General features: G+C 50.1%; 24 protein-coding genes. 21 read left to right on the forward strand and 3 right to left on the reverse strand.

Features of this window, described 5'->3' with window-relative positions; genetic code table 11:
• The first annotated feature begins 94 nt into the window (after positions 1-94).
• The 6 genes from ACTJKB_RS09430 to ACTJKB_RS09455 all read left to right on the forward strand — a co-directional run bounded on the left by ACTJKB_RS09430 (position 95) and on the right by ACTJKB_RS09455 (position 5,853).
• Complete coding sequence (locus tag ACTJKB_RS09430; RefSeq protein WP_440833481.1) at positions 95-328, forward strand: DUF4227 family protein; 234 nt, start codon at positions 95-97, stop codon at positions 326-328.
• A gap of 155 nt (positions 329-483) precedes the next feature.
• Entirely contained in the window at positions 484-1,377 is an 894-nt protein-coding gene (xerD, locus tag ACTJKB_RS09435) for a site-specific tyrosine recombinase XerD (protein ID WP_440833484.1), read from the forward strand.
• Between the two features lie 183 nt (positions 1,378-1,560).
• Entirely contained in the window at positions 1,561-2,739 is a 1,179-nt protein-coding gene (deoB, locus tag ACTJKB_RS09440) for a phosphopentomutase (protein WP_440833485.1), read from the forward strand.
• A gap of 31 nt (positions 2,740-2,770) precedes the next feature.
• Positions 2,771-3,595, forward strand: coding sequence for a purine-nucleoside phosphorylase (locus ACTJKB_RS09445; RefSeq protein WP_074113814.1), 825 nt, complete (start codon positions 2,771-2,773; stop codon positions 3,593-3,595).
• Between the two features lie 63 nt (positions 3,596-3,658).
• Positions 3,659-4,522: a purine-nucleoside phosphorylase gene (locus ACTJKB_RS09450; RefSeq protein ID WP_440833486.1), complete on the forward strand. Its 864-nt coding sequence runs from the start codon at positions 3,659-3,661 to the stop codon at positions 4,520-4,522.
• Positions 4,522-5,853 (forward strand): pyrimidine-nucleoside phosphorylase, encoded by a 1,332-nt coding sequence (locus ACTJKB_RS09455; RefSeq protein WP_440833488.1) that lies wholly within the window; start codon positions 4,522-4,524, stop codon positions 5,851-5,853. Before ACTJKB_RS09450 ends, ACTJKB_RS09455 begins: the two co-directional genes overlap by 1 nt.
• A 178-nt stretch (positions 5,854-6,031) precedes the next feature.
• Here the strand turns inward: ACTJKB_RS09455 and ACTJKB_RS09460 are convergent, their stop codons facing one another.
• Together ACTJKB_RS09460 and ACTJKB_RS09465 are read right to left on the reverse strand one after the other, a co-directional pair.
• On the reverse strand, positions 6,032-6,487 hold the full coding sequence (locus tag ACTJKB_RS09460; protein ID WP_440833490.1) for an AraC family transcriptional regulator: 456 nt from the start codon (positions 6,485-6,487) through the stop codon (positions 6,032-6,034).
• A gap of 91 nt (positions 6,488-6,578) precedes the next feature.
• Positions 6,579-7,598, reverse strand: a complete 1,020-nt coding sequence (locus tag ACTJKB_RS09465; RefSeq protein WP_440833492.1) for a serine hydrolase domain-containing protein — start codon at positions 7,596-7,598, stop codon at positions 6,579-6,581.
• A gap of 316 nt (positions 7,599-7,914) precedes the next feature.
• Here ACTJKB_RS09465 and ACTJKB_RS09470 point away from each other — a divergent pair, with 316 nt between their 5' ends.
• The 4 genes from ACTJKB_RS09470 (at position 7,915) to sigF (ending at position 10,855) form a co-directional block, all read left to right on the forward strand.
• The gene (locus tag ACTJKB_RS09470) at positions 7,915-9,108 is read left to right on the forward strand and encodes a D-alanyl-D-alanine carboxypeptidase family protein (RefSeq protein ID WP_440833879.1); all 1,194 of its coding nucleotides are present in this window, start codon (positions 7,915-7,917) and stop codon (positions 9,106-9,108) included.
• 174 nt (positions 9,109-9,282) lie between these two features.
• The gene (spoIIAA, locus tag ACTJKB_RS09475; RefSeq protein ID WP_062522208.1) at positions 9,283-9,636 is read left to right on the forward strand and encodes an anti-sigma F factor antagonist; all 354 of its coding nucleotides are present in this window, start codon (positions 9,283-9,285) and stop codon (positions 9,634-9,636) included.
• On the forward strand, positions 9,633-10,088 hold the full coding sequence (gene spoIIAB, locus ACTJKB_RS09480) for an anti-sigma F factor (RefSeq protein WP_440833493.1): 456 nt from the start codon (positions 9,633-9,635) through the stop codon (positions 10,086-10,088). The genes spoIIAA and spoIIAB overlap by 4 nt, the downstream gene beginning before the upstream one ends.
• Positions 10,089-10,099: 11 nt before the next feature.
• Positions 10,100-10,855 (forward strand): RNA polymerase sporulation sigma factor SigF, encoded by a 756-nt coding sequence (gene sigF, locus ACTJKB_RS09485; protein WP_025704171.1) that lies wholly within the window; start codon positions 10,100-10,102, stop codon positions 10,853-10,855.
• A 146-nt stretch (positions 10,856-11,001) separates the two neighbouring features.
• On the opposite strand, the gene ACTJKB_RS09490 is transcribed toward sigF, so the two are convergent.
• Entirely contained in the window at positions 11,002-12,045 is a 1,044-nt protein-coding gene (locus ACTJKB_RS09490; protein ID WP_440833494.1) for a BtrH N-terminal domain-containing protein, read from the reverse strand.
• 182 nt (positions 12,046-12,227) lie between these two features.
• On the opposite strand from ACTJKB_RS09490, the gene ACTJKB_RS09495 reads away from it, so the two are divergent.
• The 11 genes from ACTJKB_RS09495 (at position 12,228) to ACTJKB_RS09545 (ending at position 25,332) form a co-directional block, all read left to right on the forward strand.
• Complete coding sequence (locus ACTJKB_RS09495; RefSeq protein WP_440833495.1) at positions 12,228-13,844, forward strand: sigma-70 family RNA polymerase sigma factor; 1,617 nt, start codon at positions 12,228-12,230, stop codon at positions 13,842-13,844.
• A 305-nt stretch (positions 13,845-14,149) separates the two neighbouring features.
• Complete coding sequence (locus ACTJKB_RS09500; protein WP_440833496.1) at positions 14,150-14,359, forward strand: zinc ribbon domain-containing protein; 210 nt, start codon at positions 14,150-14,152, stop codon at positions 14,357-14,359.
• Positions 14,360-14,645: 286 nt separating this feature from the next.
• A complete protein-coding gene (locus tag ACTJKB_RS09505; protein WP_440833498.1) occupies positions 14,646-15,224 on the forward strand; it encodes a TetR/AcrR family transcriptional regulator C-terminal domain-containing protein in 579 nt (192 codons plus the stop codon).
• Between the two features lie 130 nt (positions 15,225-15,354).
• On the forward strand, positions 15,355-17,049 hold the full coding sequence (locus ACTJKB_RS09510; RefSeq protein ID WP_440833500.1) for an oleate hydratase: 1,695 nt from the start codon (positions 15,355-15,357) through the stop codon (positions 17,047-17,049).
• A 569-nt stretch (positions 17,050-17,618) separates the two neighbouring features.
• Positions 17,619-17,840 (forward strand): hypothetical protein, encoded by a 222-nt coding sequence (locus tag ACTJKB_RS09515; RefSeq protein ID WP_440833501.1) that lies wholly within the window; start codon positions 17,619-17,621, stop codon positions 17,838-17,840.
• A 240-nt stretch (positions 17,841-18,080) separates the two neighbouring features.
• Positions 18,081-19,139, forward strand: coding sequence for a FecCD family ABC transporter permease (locus ACTJKB_RS09520; RefSeq protein WP_440833503.1), 1,059 nt, complete (start codon positions 18,081-18,083; stop codon positions 19,137-19,139).
• Positions 19,136-20,176: a FecCD family ABC transporter permease gene (locus tag ACTJKB_RS09525; RefSeq protein WP_440833504.1), complete on the forward strand. Its 1,041-nt coding sequence runs from the start codon at positions 19,136-19,138 to the stop codon at positions 20,174-20,176. The genes ACTJKB_RS09520 and ACTJKB_RS09525 overlap by 4 nt, the downstream gene beginning before the upstream one ends.
• A gap of 35 nt (positions 20,177-20,211) precedes the next feature.
• On the forward strand, positions 20,212-21,252 hold the full coding sequence (locus ACTJKB_RS09530; RefSeq protein WP_440833505.1) for an NAD(P)/FAD-dependent oxidoreductase: 1,041 nt from the start codon (positions 20,212-20,214) through the stop codon (positions 21,250-21,252).
• A 181-nt stretch (positions 21,253-21,433) separates the two neighbouring features.
• A complete protein-coding gene (locus ACTJKB_RS09535; protein ID WP_440833507.1) occupies positions 21,434-23,005 on the forward strand; it encodes a spore germination protein in 1,572 nt (523 codons plus the stop codon).
• A complete protein-coding gene (locus tag ACTJKB_RS09540) occupies positions 22,995-24,200 on the forward strand; it encodes a Ger(x)C family spore germination protein (RefSeq protein ID WP_440833509.1) in 1,206 nt (401 codons plus the stop codon). The genes ACTJKB_RS09535 and ACTJKB_RS09540 overlap by 11 nt, the downstream gene beginning before the upstream one ends.
• Before the next feature lie 34 nt (positions 24,201-24,234).
• Positions 24,235-25,332, forward strand: a complete 1,098-nt coding sequence (locus tag ACTJKB_RS09545; RefSeq protein ID WP_440833511.1) for a GerAB/ArcD/ProY family transporter — start codon at positions 24,235-24,237, stop codon at positions 25,330-25,332.
• Positions 25,333-25,407: the final 75 nt, after the last annotated feature.

A 25,407-nucleotide genomic window follows, 5' to 3' on the forward strand; every position in this document is an offset into this window, starting at 1 on the left:
TAGAGTGTAGGACGAGTCCGTGGGGCTGACGACTGCAGTTTTTTCGAAGCTGGATCGCGGGCGTATCGCGCAAAAACTTTTAGGAGGAATCCCGATGATCGTCTCTGTGCCGAAGACCATGCGCCGGTTGTATTTTATGACACTGCTGGTGGCCATGAGCTGCCTTGCCTATTATGCCATGAGCTGGTTCAGCAGTTGGATCAATCCTTATGAGCATCATGAAATTCCTGAAGGAACGGCCGTCCGGGCATTCCAAGAGGTTCCGCATCGTCCAGAAGCGCTGGGCGCAGGGGAGAGATTGCGGTTTTATTACTGGTACGGTGAGTGAGCACTACTCCATAAGCAGGAAAAGCTTGAGAGTCTGTCGAAAAAGACAAGGGTGGGACCGGACATGGCCTGCCCTTAAAAGCTTGCCGCGAGCCCTATGCCTAAAATGCTGCAGAATCGTGAAGAGCAGCCTGAGTAAGACAGGAGCGTGGATTGATGAAGTCACATTTGCAGCCGTTTATGCAGTATTTGTCCGAAGACAAAGGCTTGTCGCCAAGCACACTTGAGTCCTACGGACGGGACATTTCACAGTTTATGGATTTTGCTGAAGAGCGGGGCTTAGCCTCGCCGGAAGAGATCAAAAGATCACATATTATGCTCTATCTCGCGGCACAGCGGGGAGCAGGGCGTGCAGCCGCAACAGTGAACCGGAATACGGTGTCACTCCGGGCTTTTTTTCATTATTTACTGAAGGAACGATTGATCGGGCAGGACCCGACGCTGGATATGGATAAAATCAAGCCAAGCAGTAAGCCGCCGATGATACTGAGTGTGGAAGAGATGGAACGGCTGCTGGATGCACCTGGTGAAGACACCCCCCCGGGCAAACGCGATAAGGCGATGCTGGAACTGCTCTATGCTACTGGCATCCGTGTGTCCGAGCTGATCTCGCTGAATGTGGAGGATGTGAATACAGACTTGAAGTATGTGCGCTGCACCGGATCTTCCGGCAAAGAGCGGATCGTTCCCATGGGGGCGATGGCCGCTGAATGTGTAGCCCGGTACACGGCTGGCATGCGGGACAAGCTGCTTCGAGGCAATACGGAGGAGTCCGCCCTGTTCCTGAACAGTCTGGGAGGCAGGCTGACCCGTCAGGGATTCTGGAAAATCATTAAGAAATACGCCCGCGAAGCCCAAATCGAGCAGGACATTACTCCGCATACCTTAAGACATTCTTTTGCAGCACATCTGCTGGAGGGTGGGGCTGATCTGCGTTCGGTGCAGCAAATGCTTGGACATTCTGATATTTCTACTACCCAGATTTATAGCGGAATTGCCCGTAAGAATATGAAGGAAGTCTATGAGACCCATCATCCGCGGGCTAGATAACCGGAAACACGCTTAATCTAGATATCACAGACAAAAATCAAGTCCGCAGCTTCCAAAAGATGCTTTTTGTGAGTAAGATCGCTATGATGGAATCATACTGAAACCTAAGGTTCCACCGGGTGGAACTCTCTTGAAAGATCAGCGTCTCAAGACTTGCATACTACTAAAGGAGTGAAGACCGCAATGTCCTCATTTAAACGAATCGGATTTATTGTACTGGATAGTGTAGGTATCGGCGAAGCGCCGGATGCCGAAGGTTTTGGAGATAAGGGTGCCCATACGCTGGGTCATATTCTGGAACGGGTGCCGGGTCTTAAGCTTCCTAACCTGCAGCAGCTCGGCCTTGCGAATATTGCACCGCTGCCGCCGCTTGAACCTGTGGCTGCCCCAACCGGATATTACGGTAAAATGCAGGAGGTTTCGGTAGGCAAGGATACGATGACCGGCCACTGGGAGCTGATGGGACTCAAAATTGAGATTCCCTTCAATACTTACCCTGACGGCTTCCCGGCTGAACTGATTGAGAAGTTTGAAGCCGCTACAGGCCGCAAGGTGATTGGCAACAAACCAGCCTCCGGCACGGAAATACTGGTGGAGTATGGTGAGGAGCAGATGAAGACTGGCGCCTGGATTGTATACACATCTGCAGACAGTGTGTTTCAGCTTGCTGCGCATGAGGAAATTATCCCGCTGGAAGAGCTGTACCGCGCCTGCGCTATCGCCCGTGAACTGACGATGGCTCCCGAATTCTCGGTAGGCCGCGTGATCGCCCGCCCTTATGTGGGCGAACCTGGGAACTTCGTACGTACGCCGAATCGCCATGACTATGCGGTGAAGCCACCGGAGCCAACCATTATGAATGCGCTGCAGGATATCGGCAAAGACGTGATAGCCGTTGGCAAGATCAATGATATTTTTACGGGTGAAGGGGTTACGGCCTCCTATCCGACCAAAAGCAATGAGCATGGTATCGAAATTACAATTGCAGAGCTGCGCAAGCCTTTTAACGGCTTCCTGTTCACCAATCTGGTAGACTTCGACTCCCTGTACGGCCATCGCCGTGATCCTGAGGGCTATGGTCATGCCTTGGAGGTGTTTGATCAGGCGCTGCCAGAGCTGCTCTCGACGTTAACGGAAGACGATCTTCTGATCCTCTCGGCAGACCACGGGAATGACCCGATCCACAGCGGAACGGATCATACGCGCGAATATGTACCGCTGCTGGTCTACAGTCCGCGGTTCAAGAACCCGGACAGCCTGGGCATCCGGCAGACGTTCTCTGATGTGGCAGCGACGATTGCCGACAACTTCGGAGCGAAAGCGCCGCAGTACGGGACAAGCTTTTTGGCGGAATTGAAGTAATCCCACAAACTCTTTAGGAGGCAATATAATCATGAACGTAGTAACCCAGAGCAATATTCAGGAAGCAGCAATCTATATCAAAGATAAATGTCCGGTTGCCCCGGAGATCGGCCTGATCCTCGGTTCCGGTCTTGGCGTGCTGGCGGATCTAATCACCGATGAGGTGGTTATTCCCTATCATGAAATTCCGCATTTCCCAGTATCTACGGTGGAAGGACATGAGGGTGAGCTGCTGATCGGCATGATCGAAGGACGACGTGTGGTGATGATGAAGGGCCGCTTCCACATGTATGAGGGCTATGGTCCGGAAACGACAGCCTTTCCTGTTCGCGTAATGAAGGAGCTGGGTGTAGCCAGCCTGCTGGTGACCAATGCCGCCGGAGGCGTGAATACGGACTTCAAACCTGGGGATCTGATGCTGATCACCGATCATCTGAATCTGACCGGACGCAATCCGCTGACCGGCCCCAATGACAATGCGCTGGGAGTGCGCTTCCCGGATATGTCTACAGCCTACAGCCCCCGTCTGATAGCAGTGGCCAAAGAAGCTGCGGCAGCGCAGGGTTTTGAATTCAAGGAAGGCGTGTATGCCGGACTGCTTGGACCCAACTACGAAACACCGGCTGAAATCGTGATGCTGCGCCGCCAGGGTGCGGATGCGGTCGGGATGTCTACTGTTTCGGAGACCATTGTTGCCCGTCATGCCGGCATTGAGGTGCTTGGAATTTCCTGTATCACTAATATGGCTGCTGGTATTCTGGACCAGCCGCTGAACCATGCAGAGGTTATGGAGACGGCGGACCGTGTGCGCGAACACTTTTTGAAGCTGGTCCTGGCGTTTATTCCGAAGATGTAGGCTAAGGCCTCAGCTTAACTGACTTTTACACCATACACAATTGATAAAGGGAGGACGTTACTTATGACACAACACGCAAATACCCCTTATGGCATGCAGGTCAAAGAAGCCGCTGAATATATTCAATCCAAACTGGGTGCATATGCTCCAAAGATCGGACTGATTCTGGGTTCGGGTCTTGGCGATCTGGGCGATCAAATTGAAGATGCCATTTACTTGCCTTATGAGGAAATCCCCCACTTTCCGCGTTCGACGGTGGAAGGTCATGCCGGACGGTTCGTGATCGGGAAGCTGGAAGGCAAAGACGTTATGATTATGCAGGGCCGTTTCCACTACTATGAAGGTTATGCCATGCGCAAGGTGGTACTGCCGGTATATGTAATGGCCAAGCTGGGCGTAGGTACACTGGTAATTACCAATGCGGGCGGCGGCATGAACCGTTCATTCAAAGCCGGTGATCTGATGCTGATTACCGACCACCTGAACATGACTGGCGACAACCCGCTGATCGGACCTAATGATCCGGAGCTGGGCGTGCGTTTCCCGGATATGTCCCGTGCGTATGATCCTGAATACATCGTTCTGGCCAAAAAGCTGGCAGCTGAAGTCAAAGGTGTGGATGGCGAAGCACTGGCGCTGCAGGAAGGTGTCTATGCCGGAATCAGCGGTCCAACCTACGAAACGCCTGCTGAGCTCAAAATGCTCGCCCTTCTCGGCGGAGATGCCGTCGGCATGTCCACGGTGCCGGAAGTGATTGTTGCCAGCCACAGCAAGCTGCGGGTGCTGGGTATTACCTGTATTACGGATATGGCTATTGGGGATGAGCTGGAGCCGCTGACGCATGAGCAGGTGGTGAAGGTGGCAAACCTGACAAAACCGAAATTTATCGGCCTGGTGCGTGCTTTTGTGCGTGAGGTACAGGCATAATGCGGGCAGTTGATCTGATTCAGAAGAAAAGAGACGGCGGCGAGCTTAGCCGTGAAGAAATCGCCTATCTGATCCAGGGCTACAGCAAGGGAGAAATCCCGGATTATCAAATTTCCGCTTGGGCGATGGCAGTCTACTTCCAGGGGATGAACGCACGTGAAACCGGTGATCTGACCCTTGAAATGGCTATGTCGGGAGACCAGGTTGACCTTAGCCCGATTGCGGGCATCAAGGTAGACAAGCATTCCACAGGCGGTGTGGGCGATAAAACAACAGTAGTGCTTGCTCCACTCGTAGCCTCCGCTGGAGTACCAGTCGCCAAAATGTCCGGCCGCGGTCTGGGACATACCGGCGGCACTCTCGACAAGCTGGAGTCGATCAACGGCTTCTCCGTGGAGATGGACCGGGAACGGTTCTTCACTCAGGTTGGCGAGATCGGTGCAGCCGTCATTGGCCAGTCCGGCAATATCACCCCTGCCGACAAGAAACTGTACGCGCTGCGTGATGTGACCGCGACGGTGGAATCCATTCCACTGATTGCAAGCTCCGTCATGAGTAAAAAGATCGCCGCCGGCGCCGATGCCATTGTACTCGATGTCAAAACCGGCAGCGGGGCGTTCATGAAAACGCTGGACAATTCCATCGCCCTGGCCCAGGCCATGGTCGATATCGGAACCCATCTGGGGCGGAACACGGTTGCGGTCATCAGCGACATGGACCAGCCCCTGGGTTACGGCATCGGCAATGCCTTGGAAATCAAGGAAGGCATTGAAACCCTTAAGGGTCACGGGCCTAAAGATCTGGAAGAGGTCTGCCTGATTCTTGGAAGTCAGATGCTGGTCCTTGGGGGGAAAGCGAAGGATGAGGCCGAAGCGCGCTCGATCCTGAAGTCTCACATTGAGGATGGCAGTGCACTGGCCAAGTTCAAGCAGATCGTCCTGGCCCAGGGCGGAGATGTTACCCAGGTGGAGTCTCCCGATACACTGCCGTCCGCACGGACCTTCATCGAAGTGAAGGCAGTAACTGCCGGGTACGTAGAGAGCATCCAGGCTGAACAAATTGGCATCGCCGCCATGCTGCTCGGTGCCGGCCGGGAAACGAAGGAATCGGTCATCGATCTGGCGGTCGGTATTCAGCTCTCCAAGAAAGTCGGCGATGCTGTAGCTGCAGGCGAAACACTCGCTGTCCTGCATGTGAACGACGCCGGAGTGAACAAGGTGCAGGAAGCGGAAGCCAAAGTGCTGGAAGCTTACCTGATTTCCGCCGAGCCGGTACCCCCGCAGCCGCTGGTGTTCGCATTGGTGACCAAAGATGGGGTAACACGGTATTAAGCAGACAGGGATTATAGTGCTTGGTGTCGAAGGACTCTTAGCAAAAAACAGCGGCAGCCATGGACATAAAGTCCTGGACTGCCGCTATTTTTTCCTGAAAACATAAGGATTTATAGGTTGTACGCCATAAATCATCCTTCTATTTCTCACTGAAACGGATACCATGTTCCGCTTTTTCTTAATGAACTGGAACGCAGATCTCACAATAATGATTATTAACAAGTTCTATGCTATACCGCTCCAGGATGGGTCTTGTTTCATCCAGACTCAGCCTTCGGTTCTTCAACTCCGTGAAGATTTCACCCCAGGCTTTTTGAACAGCTTCTGCTGTATGAGCGATCATAAACACAGCGTAGCTTCCTCCGCTTATACTGCCTATGCTGACTTCATCAGTCTGGACACAGTAATCCTCAGGAACAACCAGACACGTATCGTAGCGGCAATGTTCCGGTTTTACAAATGCAGGATTATCTTGGGCAATCCCAAGGATCACAGACATCGTATTAATAATTGGCTTAGAGGCTACCCACCTTTTGAATGTATCCATTAATTGTGAATTTGCTATTCCATAAGGACCAATCTGTCTCATGTATACAATTGTACAGGGCGGTATGATTTCAATTGTCACGTTCATATGATCTTCTCTTTCATATAGAGTACATCGATGTCTGAAACCATCTTAAGATGCATTAAAATGAAAAACAACTCATTTTTATAAAAAAATGTTAAATACCCTCCTCAACAACCTGCATCATCCGGTATGCGCCGCGGCTGTGGTTGCAGAGGACAGCAGCTGTAATCCCGCTGGCAGGATAGTATGCAGAATGGAAGGATACGCCGGGATCGTAGCCCATCACATGATATTTATAAATCTCTCCACTGCGCTTCGTAATCCATACCCCGTAGCCATAATACTCTTCTTTGTCCTCATGAATATGGGGGGTAAGCAGCAGGGCGGTCAGTTCAGGACCCAGTAGCTTAAGCTGGAGCAGCCTTTCCCAGAGCAGGAGCATATCGGGAGCAGTGACGAACGCGCTGCCGTCTGCGCCTCCTTTTACGGGGATGGAGTAGATGTTGGTGGTCCAGGTTCCGTCCTCTTTCACGATGTAGCCCTGTGCGGTATTGCCGGGGAGCGCATCCAGCGAAAAATAGCCCGAATCCGCCATCCCGCATGCCTTGAAAATATGCTGCTCCACATATTCCGTGAATGATAACCTGCTAAGCTTCTCCACAAGCAATCCGAGCAGGATGTACCCCGCGTTATTGTAATGGAATCTGGTACCTGGCGAGAATTTCATTGGCAGCTCCTGGAACATGGGCAGGAAGTCTTTAAGCTGTCTTAGCTGATACATCGGGCGGGTGGTCCAAAGTGCAGCGAAATCATCCATCGTCTCTTCATCAAAATAATCCGGAATGCCTGAGCTATGGGTCAGCAGCTGATGAACGGTGATGTCACGGCTGAAATAGGGAAACTCCGCCTCCTCGAAAATATCCATGATTCTACTGTCTAGCGCAAGCCTGCCCTGCTCTACCAGTTGGCAGACGGCAATGGCTGTGAACAGCTTGGAGCCGGACGCATTGCCGAAACGTGTGTCCAGACGGTTTGGTCTTTGTTCTGCTTTGTCGGCGTAGCCGTAAGCGCCAGAGGCCGTAGCACGGTTGCCATTTTTGACGAGTACGGTTCCCGAAAAGCCTGTGGCTTCAGCCTCAGATTGAATGGTGGTGCGAAGTTGTTCCTGCAGCATGATGTTGTCCTCCTGATATATCATTTCTTGTCAGCCGAAATGCTGACTTGAAGTCTATCTATAGCACTAAAACCGCCTCCGGTATCTGATACGTAGTTCACAATATCATGCTCCCTGCAGAAAAGGTATGCAAACTTCTTTTATGAACCATTTATTCCGGCTATGTTGTGGAGTCTGCACTTCAGGGGGGCTTCACCGGAGACGAACCTGTCTTTTTACATACAAATGGAATAATTTTCACCCTTTCTGACCAGACTGGAACACAGTACCTGTGAAATGAAGGTTAATGTTCAGGAGGGGAACCATTGTGAGAAAAATGCGTTATGTACTGCTCGTGCTGTGTGTTGCTGCTTCGGTTCTGGGTTCAGCTTCAGGCGTGTATGCAGAGGAAAAAACCAAAGCTAAAGACACCGGTAAGAATACCGCTGCTGTGGATCTGGCACCCGGAGCGCGCTCTGCCATTCTGATGGATGCGAACACCGGCACCGTGATCTATGAAAAGAACAGCCACGACAAGCTGCCGCCAGCAAGTATTACCAAAATCATGACCATGCTGCTGACCGTCGAGGCGCTGGATGAAGGCAGACTGCAATTAACCGACAAGGTGCGGACGAGCGAATATGCCGCGTCGATGGGCGGGTCGCAGATTTTTCTGGAGCCCGGCGAAGAAATGACTGTGGATGAAATGCTTAAGGGCATAGCCATGGCCTCAGGCAATGACGCTTCTGTAGCGATGGCCGAGAAATTGGCCGGTTCGGAGAGCGCTTTTGTCGATCAGATGAATCAAAAGGCCGAGGAGCTTGGCCTGAAGGACACGCATTTTGCTAACTGTAACGGTCTGCCGGCTGAGAACCACTATTCCTCCGCCCATGACATTGCCGTCATCAGCCAGGAGCTCTTGAAGCATGAACGGATTATCAAATACACCGGTTCCTATCAGGATTATCTGCGTAAGGACTCAGCCAAGCCGTTCTGGCTGGTGAATACAAACAAACTGGTGCGCTTTTATACGGGGGCCGACGGCCTGAAGACAGGTTATACTTCCGAAGCCAAGTTCTGCCTCTCCGCAACTGCGGCCAGGGATGGACTGCGTGCCGTTGCGGTGGTGCTGGGCGAACCCAATACCAAAACCCGTAACAGTGAAGTGTCCGCGATGTTCGATTACCTCTTTTCACAATATAAAGTCCATACGATTCACAAAGCGGGAGACACCATCGGCAATGTGAAAATTGAGAAAGGCGTGAAGACCCAGCTTCCGCTGACGGCCAAAGAAACCTACAGTGTGCTTTTGAAGAAAGGAATCACCCAGGAGGGCATCCGTCATGAGCTCGTGGCCCCGGACAGCATTAAGGCCCCTGTAAAAGCAGGTCAAACGGTAGGCAAGCTGGTTGTCTATCAGGGAACAACTATCATTAAGGAATATGAGCTGAAGGCAGATTCAGATGTGCCGAAGGCAGGCTGGTGGAGGCTGTTCAAACGGACTGCAGGTTCCATGTTCAGGGCTGATTAATTTCTTGCTTTTTGTAGATTAGTCTCAGGCTTTCTGTTGATTCGTAGGGGTTTTCTTCTAGTTTTGTCGTGAGGCAGGATTATAGAATTCCCGCGTAGAAAACCTTGTCCTTGTAGGGGGAAGAACTGATGTAGAGGACGTTTTCTCAAAGCAACGAAGAGGAGAGTGGCAGGTATGAATTCTCATGTGGAGATGGAGCATCACAGGGGTGTGCTGATTGTGCGGCTGTCAGGAGAGCTGGACCACCACGCAGCCGAGTATGTACGAATGGATATGGATGAGGCGATTATGCGGGGCCAGGTAGAGCATCTGATTCTCAGTCTGAAGGAACTGCAGTTCATGGACAGCTCGGGCTTAGGTGTCATTCTCGGGCGCTACAAGCTCATTCGCAGCAAAGGCGGGAAAATGGTCGTCTGTGACGCCACCGCACCTGTAAAAAGGCTGCTGGAAATGTCGGGCTTGTTCAAAATCATGCCCCTATATGACGACGAGAGCGCTGCACTCTCGGATTTGGAGGTTGCGTTATGACAAAGAGTGAAGCGGGTAACTTCATGAGCGTCCAGTTTGCCGCACTATCGGAGAACGAATCGTTCGCACGCGTGGTGGTAGCGGCTTTTGTGTCCCGGCTTGATCCTACGATGGAGGAGCTGAATGACCTGAAGACGGTGGTGTCGGAGGCCGTTACCAACTGCATTATCCACGGGTATGATAGTGATCCTCAAGGAATTGTCAGCATCTCCGCCGCCATTGAGCATGAAACTGTGCACCTTACCATTGAGGACAAAGGCCGGGGAATTGAGGATCTGGAGCTGGCCCAGCAGCCGCTCTATACCTCCAAGCCGGAGCTGGAGCGCTCGGGTATGGGCTTTACGATTATGGAAAATTTCATGGATGAATTCGAAGTTGCAAGTGAACCGGGGCGCGGTACCTCCATTTCAATGAAGAAAACCATCGTCTCGAAAAAAGCTTTATACAATTAGGGGTTGGAGCCATGGATGCAGAGTCAAAAAAAGCTCCGCCGACCTATTTGGACGATGCGGAGGTCAAACGTCTGATCGCACTCAGTCAAGCCGGAGATAATCTGGCCCGCGATACGCTGGTCAACTGTAATATTCGCCTCGTCTGGTCGGTGGTGCAGCGGTTTATGAACCGCGGGTATGAGCCTGACGATTTGTTCCAGATCGGTTGTATCGGACTGCTAAAGTCCGTTGATAAATTCGACCTCAGCTACGAGGTCAAATTCTCCACCTATGCCGTGCCGATGATTATCGGCGAGATCCAGCGTTTCCTCCGGGACGACGGCACCCTCAAGGTCAGCCGTTCCCTCAAGGAGATGGCCAACAGGGTGCGCAAAATGAAGGACGAAATGTCCAAAACGCTGGACCGACTTCCGACCATCGGGGAAGTCGCAGAAGCGCTGGGGGTCACGCCCGAAGAAATCGTGTTCGCCCAGGAGGCCAACAAGCCGCCGACCTCGATCCACGAGACTGTCTTCGAGAATGACGGCGATCCGATCACGCTGATCGATCAGATCGCTGATGAGACGCAGGAGCGCTGGTTCGACAAGCTAGCGCTGAACGAGGCCATCGGGGCCTTGACCGAGCGCGAGCGCCTGATCGTCTACCTGCGCTACTATCGCGACCAGACCCAATCCGAAGTCGCCAGCCGCCTCGGCATCTCGCAGGTTCAGGTGTCGAGGCTGGAGAAGAAGATTCTCGCGAATATCCGCGAGCAGATTGCGCAGTAGGGTTGCGGTAAGACAGCAAGAGATTGGCGAAGAATATAGAAGTGGCACGAGCCGGGAGTTAAGTGTGTAGTGAAAGTGACGGGTGAATAAACGTTTGAAAGCCGCCTCGGGAGGGGCGGCTTTTTGTGTTGATATATTGTTACAATCTAAAGTTCTATATGTTGCAAACTTGTTAATACCGCCGTTTTTTCTGCATGAATATCCTTAATCATATTTGACATTTGCTGTAATAATTGAATATCTGCTGTTTCAGATAATTTCCACATGAAATCCGCTACCCTATCCCATTTTTCGGAAATTGCAATGTAGGTTATACCTAATTCCTTCATTTCTTCGGATTGTACAATACTACTTGCCTGAATTAAAAAATCTCCATACATCCTTCTAAAAATACCCCCGCCAGTACCACCGTCGGCATGAATCATAAAATAATTTGTTATTCCTGCCATTTTTATTTTTTCTTCATCAAACTTACTCCACTTTAATATTTCCTTGGAAAATTTATGGATCCCGTTTACCCCTAACAATTGTGCGGGAGCATTTAGCATCGTATCACAAGTTTCTTGTATTGCTGATAAAATAATATGTGGCGACACCTGTGTGTATTCATTAAACTGTATATCAAGATATTTATTATTTGCGGGAAAAGGTCTATGGTTACTATTCCGGGCCAGTTCAACTTGTTTATAATCCACCAAGTGATAATCTTGGGAGATAGGACCATTTGGTGTCCTGATAGCATAGTCAGAATTGTCTCTATCACTAATATAAAATTTTTCAGTTTCATGATCATAACCCCAAATCACGACGGCATGTCCACCAAAATGACTGTCTTCATCCAGGTTTAGATAATCAAGATAAGGCATATCTGCATATACCAAAACTGGTTTATCATCGTCCAGTAGTTTTAGCGTTTTATCAAACGCAGTTTGATACGTACTGCTTGAATTGCATTTTATTTTAATATGAAGTCTTTCAGCAAGCTTTTTTTCAAAATCAAAGGGTTTTGTTCTTCCAGATACCATTGGCGATGTAGAAAGATTAATGTATACAAAGGACAACCCTGAACCGATTCCAAAAATCATTTCTTCTGTAAGCGGGTAGTTATAGTACTCAAACACTTGTTTTAGGGCGTTAGTTATACAATGTTTACCACCACTTGTCTTGAACTCATTGATTATTTTCTTCATTATCCCAATCAGCTCCTATTGCCATATTTTAATACCATTAACAAGACCACAGTGTGTCATATTTAAATATGCACCTTCCTAAATCACTAAATATAATTGATTCTGGAAATTCTTCAGTCTGTCCATTATCATCTTCTCCGGCACAATGTAACCTTTGCCCGTGATTATGGCACCTATGGTATATGAACATGAAAGTGAAGGGGATGGCGGACATGCGGCAGTGGGTGGAGAAGGCGAGACAAGGAGATGCTGAGGCGTTCGCACAGCTGATGGTGCATTGCCGGGGGATGGCATACGCGGTTGCTTACGACTTGCTGAAAGACGTCCATCTCGCGGAGGATGCAGTTCAGGAGGCTTGCCTTGAAACGTTCCTAAATTTGCATAAGCTGCGCGACCCGGCTGCTTTTCCGGGCTGGTTCAAGACGATTGTCGTAAGGCAATGTCAGCGTATTCTCCGGCGCAAGCTTCAACCCACGATTCCTCTGGATGAAGCGCTGCAGGGTTTGCAGAATACGCCGGATGCGGCGGAGGTTGCGGAACGATATGCAGAGGAGCAGGTGCTCCAAAGCTCGGTGGCTGCGTTATCCGCCAAGCTTAGGGTTCCAGTGCAGCTGTTTTATTTCTACGGCTATTCCCTCCAGGAAATTTCCGCTTATCTCGGGACTCCGGTGCAGACACTCAAGAAACGGCTGCACGATGCACGCCAAAAGCTGAAAGGCACACTCCCGGTTGCCGATCTGGCTTCCGTATTCAATCATTTGTACGAAAGGGGCGCTAATATGCTGCATATTGTGAATGGAGATACGGTAGGTAACATGCTAAAGCAAGGAATTGTTCAAGGGGATGTATTGGTTTGGAGGGAGATTTATTCCTCTGGTCCAATATTTGAAGACCTCTCCGTTCCGGAGGAACGTGCGAAACGCTCTCTAGTGCTGGAGGCAACGCTCGGTATTCCGGCCAATGAGTATATAGCAAGCTGTGAGGAACAGGAGCGTAAGCTCCGCGATTATACCCGGTACGACGAAGTTGTATTGTGGTTTGAGCATGACCTGTTCGACCAGAGTATGCTTGCTTATCTGCTGCATGCGTTCAAAAGGAATATGCCGGGCCGCACCAAGCTTAGTCTGCTCTGCATCGGGGAGTTTCCGGGAATCGAACCGTTTCATGGTCTGGGGCAGCTTACTCCGGCACAGCTTGGAACGTTATCCGGGACCTGGCGGACGATCGGAAAGCGAGAAATTGATCTTGGCTGTGAGCTTTGGCAAGCGTATGCTTCATCTGATCCTACCCAAATGGCTGATCTGCTTGAACTGAAGAAGTCGGAGCTGGCGGCGTCCGGCCTGCCTTTTGCCTATGAAGCCTTCATGGCCCATTTACCACGGCTTCCTTCCGTAGAGAATGGCCTGGGGATTGTGGAACAGACCACACTTGAAGCTGTTGAAGCTGGGGCGCATACGCCGCTGGAGTTATTCCGTCAAGTTTCGGATGCCCTGCATGTACTTGGTATGGGGGATATCGAATACTTCAAGTTTGTGCGTGCTTTGACTGCGGGCAATCATCCTCTGATGCATATCGACGGGGCTGTGGAAAACGCGGATTTCCGGCAAATTCCTGAGTTTCTGAGCCGACAGGTTACATTGACAGAACTGGGTAAGCAGATACGGAATGGAACGGCAGACCGCGTCCTGGTGCAAGGAATAGATGAATGGTATGGAGGCCTGCATATGCAGGGGGATAATGTGCCTTGGCGCTGGGACCCCTCTACCGGAAGACTGGTGCGGAACAAAACTGGATTTTAGAAGTATAATTAATGTTCAGATCTTCAGATAACTGCCTGACCATGACGAATAAGCCCCCAAGTGGGTCTTTTTTACTTATTTATTTGATTTGCTGGATAAGGAAAATTATGGGTGATATGATGGAGATATGCGTTTCTATTCTGCCAATGAAATACGGCCTAGACCGCAAAGTAAATTATAGTGTCCCTCTGCGTCTTTAGCATCATTGTGGGCAATATGATTATTTTTCGCCTATATTCAGCCGATGTATTAAGTAACAGACCAAACCCTAGACGAAACAGAGAAACCTTTTGGAGGAGAGCACCATGGCTAAAAAACATTTTATTTGCAATAAATGCGGATGTAAAGAATATGCCGTGGACCAGTTTCAGGCCACCGGCGGCAACTTTGCGAAGCTTTTTGATGTCCAGAATAAAAAGTTCATCACCATCAGCTGCCGGGAATGCGGATATACGGAACTGTACAAGGCCAATACGGGCAGTGGAATGAATATTTTGGACTTCTTAACGAGTTAGAAGAGGTTATTATTCTGAAAAAATTATGCCGAAGGCAGTGCCTTGCGGCTGAAATGATGGGCCTGAATAATGGCTATGCAATTGTTGTGTGTAAGACAAGTGAGATGACGGACAAACGAACGATGTTTGCCCGTCTTTTTTGTGCTTTTATTCACAGCTTGCTATACCAGCTACAGATCCCGAATTTCCTGTTACCACTTGCATACATAATGGAAGGAAGAGTAATATTTTACATAGTATGATAATCCGCAAGGTCAATCTATTATCCAGGGGGCAGAAGGAAGCTATGTCCTATTCACAAGTCACGAAAAACGCATTGGCCCGCTCACTCAAAAAACTGATGCTCACGAAGCCGCTCCACAAAATCACCATTCAGCAGCTTACCTGCGATTGCGGGGTGACCCGGCATACCTTTTATAATCATTTTCAGGATATATATGAGCTGCTAGGCTGGGTCTACCAGACCGAAATCATCGAAGGCCTTGAGCCGTACCGCAATTGCTCCGGTTGGAAGCAGGGGTTCCTTAGTGTCCTGAACTACACACAGAGCAACAAAACCATTTGTCTGAACACCTTCCATTCCCTCGGGCGCGAGCATTTGGAGGACTTTTTGTACGGGGTGATCTATGGGGTGATGATCCAGGTCGTAGAGGAGCTGAACATACAGGAGCCCGAACGGGTGAGTATGCTGGCTATGCAAGATATTGCTGATTTCTATACCCTGGCGATCCTGGAGCAGGTCATCCATTGGCTTAAAGCAGGAGCGAACACCGACCCGGCACAGATCGTGGACAAAGTGGCCCGGATTATGGACGGCAGCATCTCCCGGAGTCTGGCTAACTATCATACCGCCCCGATAAAATGACACAATCTCCCGCAGATGTGTAAACCCTGTACAGATGCTGTGAGCTGTCCATAGAATTCTTAGGTTCCGCTGGGTATAGTGAAGTCAGTTCTAGAGTCACTTATCCAGTTCGATGAAAGGAAGAGGACAAATGGGAACCTATCAAAGAATTAACCCACTCGTACAGGAAGGTATTGCTTCGAAAAAAGCATATCTCGTCGGAGGGGGGATCGGCTCGCTGTCAGCGGCGGCTTTTCTGATCCGTGATGGGCATATGCCCGGCCGGAACATTCATATTCTGGAGCAATCTGCAGTATATGGCGGCTCGATGGACGGCGCGGGGAATGCCAAAGACGGCTATAGTGCCCGGGGCGGACGCGAGATTGAGGAGCATTTTGAGTGCTTCATGGAGCTGTTTGGCTTCATTCCGTCACTGACCAACCCTGACCGGACGGTGCTGGATGAGTTCCGCGAGCTGAACCTGGCCGAACCAATCGAATCTCACTGCCGTCTGGTAGAGAATGCAGGGCAAAAGGCCGATTTTTCATCGCTGGGATTGTCTACGGCCCACTCGCTTCAGCTCGGTAAGCTGGTGATGGTGACAGAGGAGAAGCTGGGTGCGGTGACGATTGAGCAGTTTTTTGACCCGAGCTTCCTGGACACGAACTTCTGGTATTTCTGGCGGTCCATGTTCGCCTTCGAGAATTGGCATAGTGTGGTTGAGGTCAAACGGTATATGGAGCGTTTCATGCACCTGATCTCCGGGATGAATCAATTGAAGGGCATTCTGCATACGGAATACAACCAGTTCGATTCGCTGATTCTTCCGCTGATAAAGTGGCTGGAGAGCGAGGGAGTTCATTTTGACAAGGGACATCAGGTCACTGACTTGGATGTGGATTTCACTGGCGGGGAGAAGACGGTTACGGCCATTCATGTTCTAGTAAACGGAACGCCAAAGACCCTTTCGATCTCCCGCAGCGATTTGGTGATGGTAACGAACGGCTCAATGACGGAAAATTCGACTCTTGGCGATATGGACCATCCTGCGGTTCTCAACCGTTCGGTTACGGAGCGAGGCTGCTGGAGCCTATGGGAAAAGCTTGCCGCCAAATCCCCCGATTTCGGCCATCCGGAAGTATTCTGCGGGGACATTGACAAGACGAAATGGCTGTCTTTTACGATGACGTTTACCGATGATGAGATCGTCTTCCCTTATTTGCTGGAGCTGACCGGTGATCTGCCGGGAATGGGCGGTGTAGTGACGATCAAGGATTCCAACTGGATGATGTCCTGGACTGCACCGAAGCAGCCGCATTTCATCAATCAGCCGGAGAATGTGAAGGTACTGTGGGCGTATGGCCTGTTCCCGGATGCCGAGGGCAACTATATCAAGAAGAAGATGAGCGATTGTACCGGACGCGAGCTGCTGGAAGAGCTCTGCTACCATATCGGCCTGAAGGACCGGATTCCGGAAATTCTGGAGCATACAACGAATGTCATTCCCTGCATGATGCCATATATCACTTCCCAGTTTATGCCCCGTGTGGCAGGCGACCGTCCGCAGGTTGTTCCGCAGGGCAGTACGAATCTGGCTTTCCTCGGACAATTTGCCGAAGTGCCTGACGACTGTGTCTTTACCGTGGAGTATTCCGTGAGATCAGCGATGATGGCCGCATACAGTCTGCTGGCGCTGGAAAAAGAAGTGATTCCTGTGCACCCAAGCAAGTTTGATGTACGCGTGCTGCTGACCGCCGTGCGGACATGTCTCGGCAATAAGCCGCTGCCGCTCGACCGGACGCTGGGCCAGCTTTTGTCGGGAACGGTGATTTCGAAGCTGTTGTAGGTTTCGGCGCTGGGCAATTTGCATAGGAATTTATAATATGAAGGGTATCCCACAGCCAGAGATGGCGACTGGGATGCCCTTTTTTGAAATACTACTGAATCGTTCGTTCATAACCATAGTTAACGGTTGTCACTGCATTAGGAGACCCATCGTAATTCTTCAACACACTGAGCGGCTCACAATGCATGGCTCTGGAGTCACATTGGAAGGCCTGAAGAAAATAAGCGGAAAAAGACCCGCTACTTCTTAGTAAATCCCCGTTATTACTGAATTAAGGGGAATTCATCCCTGTATAATCGCCTAATAAGGTACAGCAGGGTGTAACGGCCAAATATAGAGTGGAGATTTCCCTTTATTTCCCTGAAATGTCCATCTCCCTCCCGATTAGAGGGCGTGATTCCCTTTATCTTGGTATTCGCTTCTTTTTCTCTTGAATCCTGTAATCGATACCTGCCAGACATGTGTGGACGCAAAGGGTATTCCTTTATTATGGAGCAATGACAGCTTTCGACAATATATTCGATGAAATAGTGATAATGTGGATTTGAAATTCTTCTGGAGGATCTGCTATGAAAAAAATATGGGCTAGAATTGCGGTTGCCCTGCTGGTGCTGACCTTTGTGGCGATCATCCTGTGCTTCTACCTTGATAAATTCATGTATGCGTACTCTCTGATTCTGGTGCTGTTCTTCATTTTTTCCGGAATGGGTGCTCTCTACAAGTTGAAGAATGATGAATACATGTACCATAAATCGAGCAGACGCGACGAATATGAGGACTATACCCGCTAAAAGCACCTCCTGCCCCGTTTGCAGGTGTCAAACCAACCAGCGGATGGTAAGCAGTCTTCAGATTTAGAAGTATTCCATTCAAAACCCCCGGCAAATTGTCGCTTCCTCAGGATGATTTCCGGGGGTTTTGGTTTTGTATAAAGCTGTGAATCATATTTGTCCATTGCCAAAATACGGCTTCTTCCTTTACAATGTTATAATGATAATGATTATCAATTTCATGAGAAAAAGGTGGAACCTATGAGTCTACAGACAGCAGCCGGCACAGGTCCACTTAGGGGGCAGGATGAGGTGAAGCTTCGTTCGCGTCCTTGGGCAGCTACGCTGATCCTGGTTGGCGGTCTGATTGCCCTGGCGCTGGGAATTGCGGTTTCGGTCTCTTTCGGGGCTGCGGACATTAAGCTGCCGGTGGTATGGAACGCTGTTTTTCATTTCAATCCAGATATTACGGATCACCAGATTATCCGCGAGCTGCGGCTTCCCCGCGTGCTTGGTGGTGTGATGATCGGGGCTAGCTTTGCGGTAGCTGGAGCCATAATGCAAGGGATGACCCGTAATCCGCTCGCGGACTCGGGGCTGATGGGCATTAATTCAGGCGCAGGTTTTGCGCTGGCGCTTGTGTTTGCTTTTATGCCGAATCTGCCGTTCATGGGTTTGATTCTGTATGCTTTTGCGGGTGCAGGGGCTGGTGCGGCGATCGTATACGGTATCGGTTCCCTGGCTAAGGGCGGACTTACGCCAGCACGCCTTGTACTGGCTGGTGCGGCATTGAGTGCACTGCTCTCGGCTTTAAGTGAGGGTGTGGCTTTATATTTTAGAATCGGACAAGATCTGGCCTTTTGGTATGCAGGAGGTATAGCCGGAACGAAATGGTTCCAGCTCAAGATCATGTTTCCGTGGGTATTTGTGGCGATTCTCGGGGCGATTGCACTATCCCGATCCATTACCATGCTCAGTCTGGGTGAGGATATTGCCAAAGGTCTCGGGCAACGTACAGGTCTGGTGAAGCTGGCAGGTGCTCTGATCGTTCTGGTTCTTGCCGGTTCTTCGGTTTCGGTCGTAGGAGCTGTAGGGTTCATAGGCCTGATTATTCCCCACTTGACAAGGTATCTTGTCGGTGTGGACTACCGGTGGATTATTCCTTGCTCCGCTGTTCTTGGCAGTCTGCTGGTTGTGCTAGCCGACCTCACTGCGAGAACCATTATTCCGCAGCATGAAACGCCGCTGGGCGCGATTCTGGCATTGATTGGTGTGCCTTTCTTTCTGTATCTGGCCCGCAAAGAAAGAAGGGAGCTATGAAGGTGCGTAAAAAGGTGGCAATAAGTTTTGATGAGGTTAGACGCAGACGGGGATTTCAAGTGCTGGCAGTACTATCAGCCTTGATCGCAGCTGTTTTTGTGATCAGTGTGAACACAGGATACATACATTTGACCCCGCCCCAGCTGCTGCATACCCTGCTCGGCCGTGGCACAGACAAACAGGAGCTCATCCTGTTCGATTTCCGTCTGCCGCGGATTGTGATATCGATTCTGATCGGAGCCGGACTTGCGGTTTCGGGTGCGGTGATGCAAGGTGTGTTCCGCAATGATCTGGCCGATCCCGGAATTCTTGGCATCAATGCCGGAGCCGGACTCATGGTGATGCTGCTGGTTTCTTTTTATCCGGCAACCACAGCCGCACCGGTATTTATGCTTCCGCTGGTAGCTTTTGTCGGGGCTGCATGTACGGCAGCCATGATCTATGCACTTGCCTATAAGCGGCATGAGGGAATCTCTCCAATCCGGCTGTTGCTGACCGGGGTGGCGGTTGCGGCAGGCATGAGCGCGGCTATGATTGTGCTTACCCTGCGCCTGGACCCCGACAAATATCAATTTGTCGCCACGTGGCTTGCGGGCAGTATCTGGGGAACCAGCTGGAAGTTCGTACTTTCCTTGCTGCCGTGGATTCTCATTCTGCTGCCTTATGTGATCTACAAGGCCAGAGTCATGAATGTATTGAACCTGGGGGATCAGACTGCAACCGGACTCGGCGCGGCGGTAACGAAGGAGCAATTCCGCCTGCTAGGGGCTGCGGTGGGTCTCGCAGCAGCCAGTGTCGCCGTGAGCGGTGGAATTGGATTCGTTGGCTTGGTCGGGCCGCATCTGGCCCGGCGCCTGGTGGGGCCGAAGCATCAGTTCATGCTGCCCGCTTCGGCGCTGCTGGGATCACTGCTTGTTCTTACGGCGGATACCATCGGCCGCTGGATTCTGCAGCCTTCCGAAATTCCGGCTGGTATTGTGGTTGCCGTGATTGGAGCGCCTTATTTTCTCTACCTGCTGGCACGTACCCGATCTTAATTCGTTGAAATACCATTACACCTGGAGGGGATTACATGAGCAAAGAGCTGGAATTATTCGATGTGACCATTATTGGCGGGGGTCCTGCCGGTATGTATACAGCATTCTATAGCGGGATGCGCGACCTGAAGACGAAGCTGATTGAAGCCAAGGATGAGCTGGGCGGAAGAATGCTCATTTATCCCGAAAAAATGATCTGGGATGTGGGGGGAGTTACTCCAATACTCTGCCGCAAATTGATAGATCAGCTGGCCGAGCAGGCCCGGACCTTTGATCCTACCATCGTACTGGGCCAACAGATCATTGCTCAGGAGCGGCAAGAGGATGGCACGTATATATTGACATCAGCGGGCGGCGAACAGCATTGGACGCGCACGATCATCCTCACCATAGGATACGGTATCCTGCAGATGGCGAAGCTGGAGATTGAGGGGGCAGACCGCTATGAGGTGACGAACCTCCATTATACTGTGCAGGAGCTGGAACCATTCCGCGGCAAGCGGGTGCTGATCTCGGGCGGCGGCGATTCGGCGGTGGATTGGGCGAATGAGCTGGAGCCCGTTGCCGCCAGCGTAACCATTGTTCACCGGCGCGAGCAGTTTGGCGGTCATGAGAAGAATATTGCCCGCATGAAAGCCTCATCCGTTCAAGTCCGCGTTCCCTACACGGTTAGCCAGCTGCATAGCAGCAATGGGGAGAAGATAGATCAAGTCACGATCAGCCATATGGAATCCGGCGAATGTGAGCAGCTTGAAGTGGATGCAGTGATTGTGAACCATGGGCTGAAAAGCGACTTTGGTCCGCTGAAGGATTGGGGAATTGATATGGGCGAATGGTGTGCCAATGTCAGCGGACGGCTGGAAACGAACCTGCCTGGCGTGTTTGCCGCCGGAGATTTTGTGGATTACAGCAGCAAGGTCCGGTTGATTGCCGGAACGTTCACCGATGCGGTTCTTGCTCTGAACAGCGCGAAGCTGTATTTGGACCCTGAGGCTCCGAAGGTGGCGTATGTCTCCTCACATAATGAACGCTTTAAGGAAAAGAACAAGGCCCTTGGAGTAGTGGATGAACACTAACAGGCTAGAGATTAACTTAATGTAGAATAACTAGAGGCTGCCAGTACGAAATTCTTCGTGCCGGCAGCCTTTTTGTGTGCACAGACCCTGCATTCGCTGCGCTTGCACCAGCGCGTGTCTATTCCATATGCTGCATAAAAAAAGGGGAGCGGGCGAATAGTATGGACAGGAGGTGCTGATGATGGCTACTCGAACAACCAAACCGAAACAGACGCAAAGGGCGGATAGCAGTAGTCAAAGCTCCCCGCTTACAACGAATCTTGACGACAATCTGCAGCACATTAGGGAAGGCCTCGGTAACAGTCTGGATCTGATTATCCGCTATTTCCAAACGATAGAGGATGCTCCCCGGATTGCTGCCGTTTATATGGATGGTCTTACGGATAAGGAAATTGTGAATGAGTTCATCTCACACGCCATGTCCTTTCAGACCGTAAACGAAGAAGGCCAGAAGTTGACAACAAGCCTGGACATTTATAAATATATGAAAGAAAAAGCGCTGAATCCTGGTAAAGGGCAGACAATCACCACGCTGAGCGAGCTCTTTGAAGCCCTTTTGTCCGGAAATACCCTTGTCCTGATTGAAGGCATGGCAGAAGCAATAAGCGGTAACACAAGCGGAGGCGAGGTTCGTCCTGTGTCTGAAGCAGGCACGCAGGTTTCGATCCGCGGGTCCAAGGAGAGTTTTACGGAAACGATTGGGGTTAATATTTCTCTGGTCCGCCGCAAAATTAAAAATCCCAATCTATGGGTAGAGCCGATGACACTGGGTGCTGTGACACAGACTAGCGTCGCCATCATGTATATAAATGGAATAGTAAACGAAGATAATTTGCAAAATCTAAGAGAAAAGCTGCAAGAGATCAGAGTGGATTCCATACTGGAATCGGGATACATTGAGCAGCTCATTGAAGAAAGCAGATATTCTCCTTTTCCCACAATATACAATACAGAACGGCCCGACAGTGTGGCCGGGAATCTGCTGGATGGGAGAATCGCCATTTTTGTAGATGGAACCCCTTTTGTGCTTATTGCACCAACAACGTTTTTTATGTTTTTTCATACGGTAGAGGATTACTATCAGCGTTTTGATATTTCCACATTGATCCGTCTATTGCGTTTTCTCTGTTTGCTGATTTCAATGTTTGGCCCCGCCATCTTTGTTGCCGCGCTTAACTTTCATCAGGAGATGATTCCGACCCCGCTGCTCATTAATCTGGCCTCACAGCGGGAGGGGGTACCTTTTCCGGCGTTTGTGGAGGCTTTGATGATGGAGATTACCTTTGAAATTATCCGTGAGGCGGGTATTCGACTGCCTTCTCCGATCGGTCAGACCGTATCCATTATTGGAGGTTTGGTACTGGGACAAGCGGCCGTCCAGGCGGGAATTGTTTCACCAGCCATGGTTATCGTCGTTTCATTGACAGGGATCTCCAGCTTCACCACTCCAGCCTTTAACATGGCACTCTCAGTGCGGCTGCTGCGTTTTTCCATTGTATTTGTTGCCGCATTTATGGGTCTTTATGGCATAGCTATTCTGGCCCTGATCCTGATCGCACATTTATGCAGTATTCGCTCCCTGGGGGTTCCTTATATGTCTCCTATAGCTCCGTTTTCCGCTGAAGATCAGAAGGATACCTTTATTCGTTCACCCTTGCATTTTATGAAAATCCGGCCGCGTCTAAATAAAAAAATAAGCAATGTGCGCAAAAAAGAAGGCAAAAGCAAAAGGGTAAACACCAATGAAAGTTAAAATGAAAGGTTGCCTGATTGCATATTTGGGACTGGCCCTGAGTCTGACAGGCTGCTGGAACAGCAGAGAATTGAACGAGCTGGCTATTGTCAGTGGAATCGGAATAGACCAGGGAACGAAACCGGATGAATACAAGGTAACGTTCCAGGTTGTCATTCCATCTGCTTCAGCTACCAGCCAGGGAGCAAGCAGCAGTGAGTCTGCGTTTACCACTTATTCGTCAAACGATCCTACCGTGTTCGGGGCACTGCGCAAAACCTCGAAGCGGGCGAGCCGACAGCTGTTTTTTGCCCATACCCAATTGTTAGTCCTGGGGGAGTCTATCGCAAAAAGCGGGATCAGCGGTGTATTGGACATCTTTGAACGATCTCATGAGCTTAGGCTTAATACGGCCGTACTGATCTCAAGGGACACAGATGCTGCTTCCATTCTAAAAATATTCACACCACAGGAAAGTATTCCCTCCATCGGACTGGCTAAGAAGGTACAAAATACTTCCAGTGTATGGGGGGAAAACCCAAAAATCGACGTTTTTGAGCTGATTAATAAAATGACTGGGGAGGGAGGCTTCACGGTCAGCGGACTGCGCATGATTGGAAATGTAGAAGCAGGTAAGAAGAAATCAAACCTGGAGCAATCTGATGCAGAGACCGTTATTACAATGGGGGGACAGGCCGTATTCAAGAAGGGGAAGCTGGAGAAATGGATCGACGGCCCCGAAGCCAGAGGAACAGACTGGATTCTGAATAAAATTATCGAAACGAATGTGGATATCGATGCAGGGGAACAAAAAAAGGCAGTTGCAGTCAATGTGTTATTATCCAGAACCAAGGTCAAGGTAGAATTGCGGGAGGGAATTCCGGTTTTTCATGTGAATGTCAGTGAGGAAGGGAATATTAATGAGACCAAGAGCAGTTTGGACTTGAGCAAAAATGAGGAAATCATCAAGCTGGAAGAGGCTATGGAAAAGCTGACGAAGGCAGAAATAGAGCAGGCGTTCCATGCGGCGCAGCAGACAGGTGTTGATTATTTGAATTTTGGGAATGAATTAAAACGTACCCACCCCGGCGAATGGAGAACTGTGGAGAAGAAATGGGACCAGATCTTTGCCAAAGGAACACTTGATCTCAAGGTTGAAGCGTATATTCGGGGTACAGGGATGCGGCTCGCTCCATTCACGGCACCTGAAGAGTAACGATTTTCTAATGAAAAGATAGGTGAGCTTTCTTATGAGAAAAGAAGTCATCGGACCCAGTCAATTGTTTGCCATGATGGTGCTGTTTGAACTTGGAACAGCCCTGGTTGTTCCGATAGGTCTGAAAAGCGGCCATGCGGTGTGGCTGTCCATATTAATGGCCCTGCCAGGAGGAGTATTACTCTATCTGATCTATTACGATCTGTATCGTCAGTTTCCCGGACTGATCATCAGCGGATATACACAGAAAATACTGGGTAAGGTCATTGGTTGGCCGCTGAGTCTACTGTATATTCCGGTGCTGATGTTCAACGGCTCCCGCAATTTGCGGGAGGCTGGAGATCTGTTAATCTCGTCAACCTACGACCGGACTCCGATCCTCGTTCTCAATGCAATTATGGTGACTGCTGTCATGTACATCCTGACCAAGGGGATTGAGGTATTCGCCAGGACAGCGGAAATTTATTTTTGGATCATCATGATCATGGGGCTGACCTGCAATTTTGTTGTCATCGCTGCCGGACTGGTAGACTTTAAGCATCTGTTTCCCCTTCATGCCAACGATTGGTGGGATGCGCTGAGCGCTGCCTATCCCAGCATCTGGATTTTTCCGTTTGGGGAACTGGTTTGCATAACAACGGTTTTGCCTCATTTCAATAAACCCCGAAAAGCCAAAAAAGCAGGGGTCATGGCAGTGATCCTAAGCGGGCTGCTTCTCACTTTCACCCATGCCATTGAAATATCCGTACTTGGAGAAAATATATACAGTAGAGCGGCCTTTCCCATTTTTACAACGATCACGCTGGTGAACGTGGCCAATTTTATCCAGCGTCTGGATGCCTTAGTCATTTTGACCCTGATCATCGGTGTTTTTTTTAAAATGTCGATCTATTGTTACGCGGCGACAGTAATCACTGCAGATCTGTTTAAAGTTCAAGATTACCGGAAACTGGTTGTGCCTGTTGGAGTCATTGTATTGTTCAGCTCATTTATGAGCGCAGAGAATTACGCCAGTCACTTGAACGAAGGGAGAGCGTTTCTGAAATACATTCTTCCGGTTCTCTGTGCGGTAGTTCCTATTCTGCTCTTCTTTGTCCACCATGTGCGAAAACGGTTCGGCTGGTACCGGTAGCCTCATTGGCTGGGTTTCTTTTTCCTGTTGTAAGCATCCATTCCTTGTTGGATAAACGGAAGAAAGAAGAATATA

Source organism: Paenibacillus sp. 22594, from assembly GCF_052044425.1.
In the GTDB taxonomy this organism is placed as follows: domain Bacteria; phylum Bacillota; class Bacilli; order Paenibacillales; family Paenibacillaceae; genus Paenibacillus_AQ.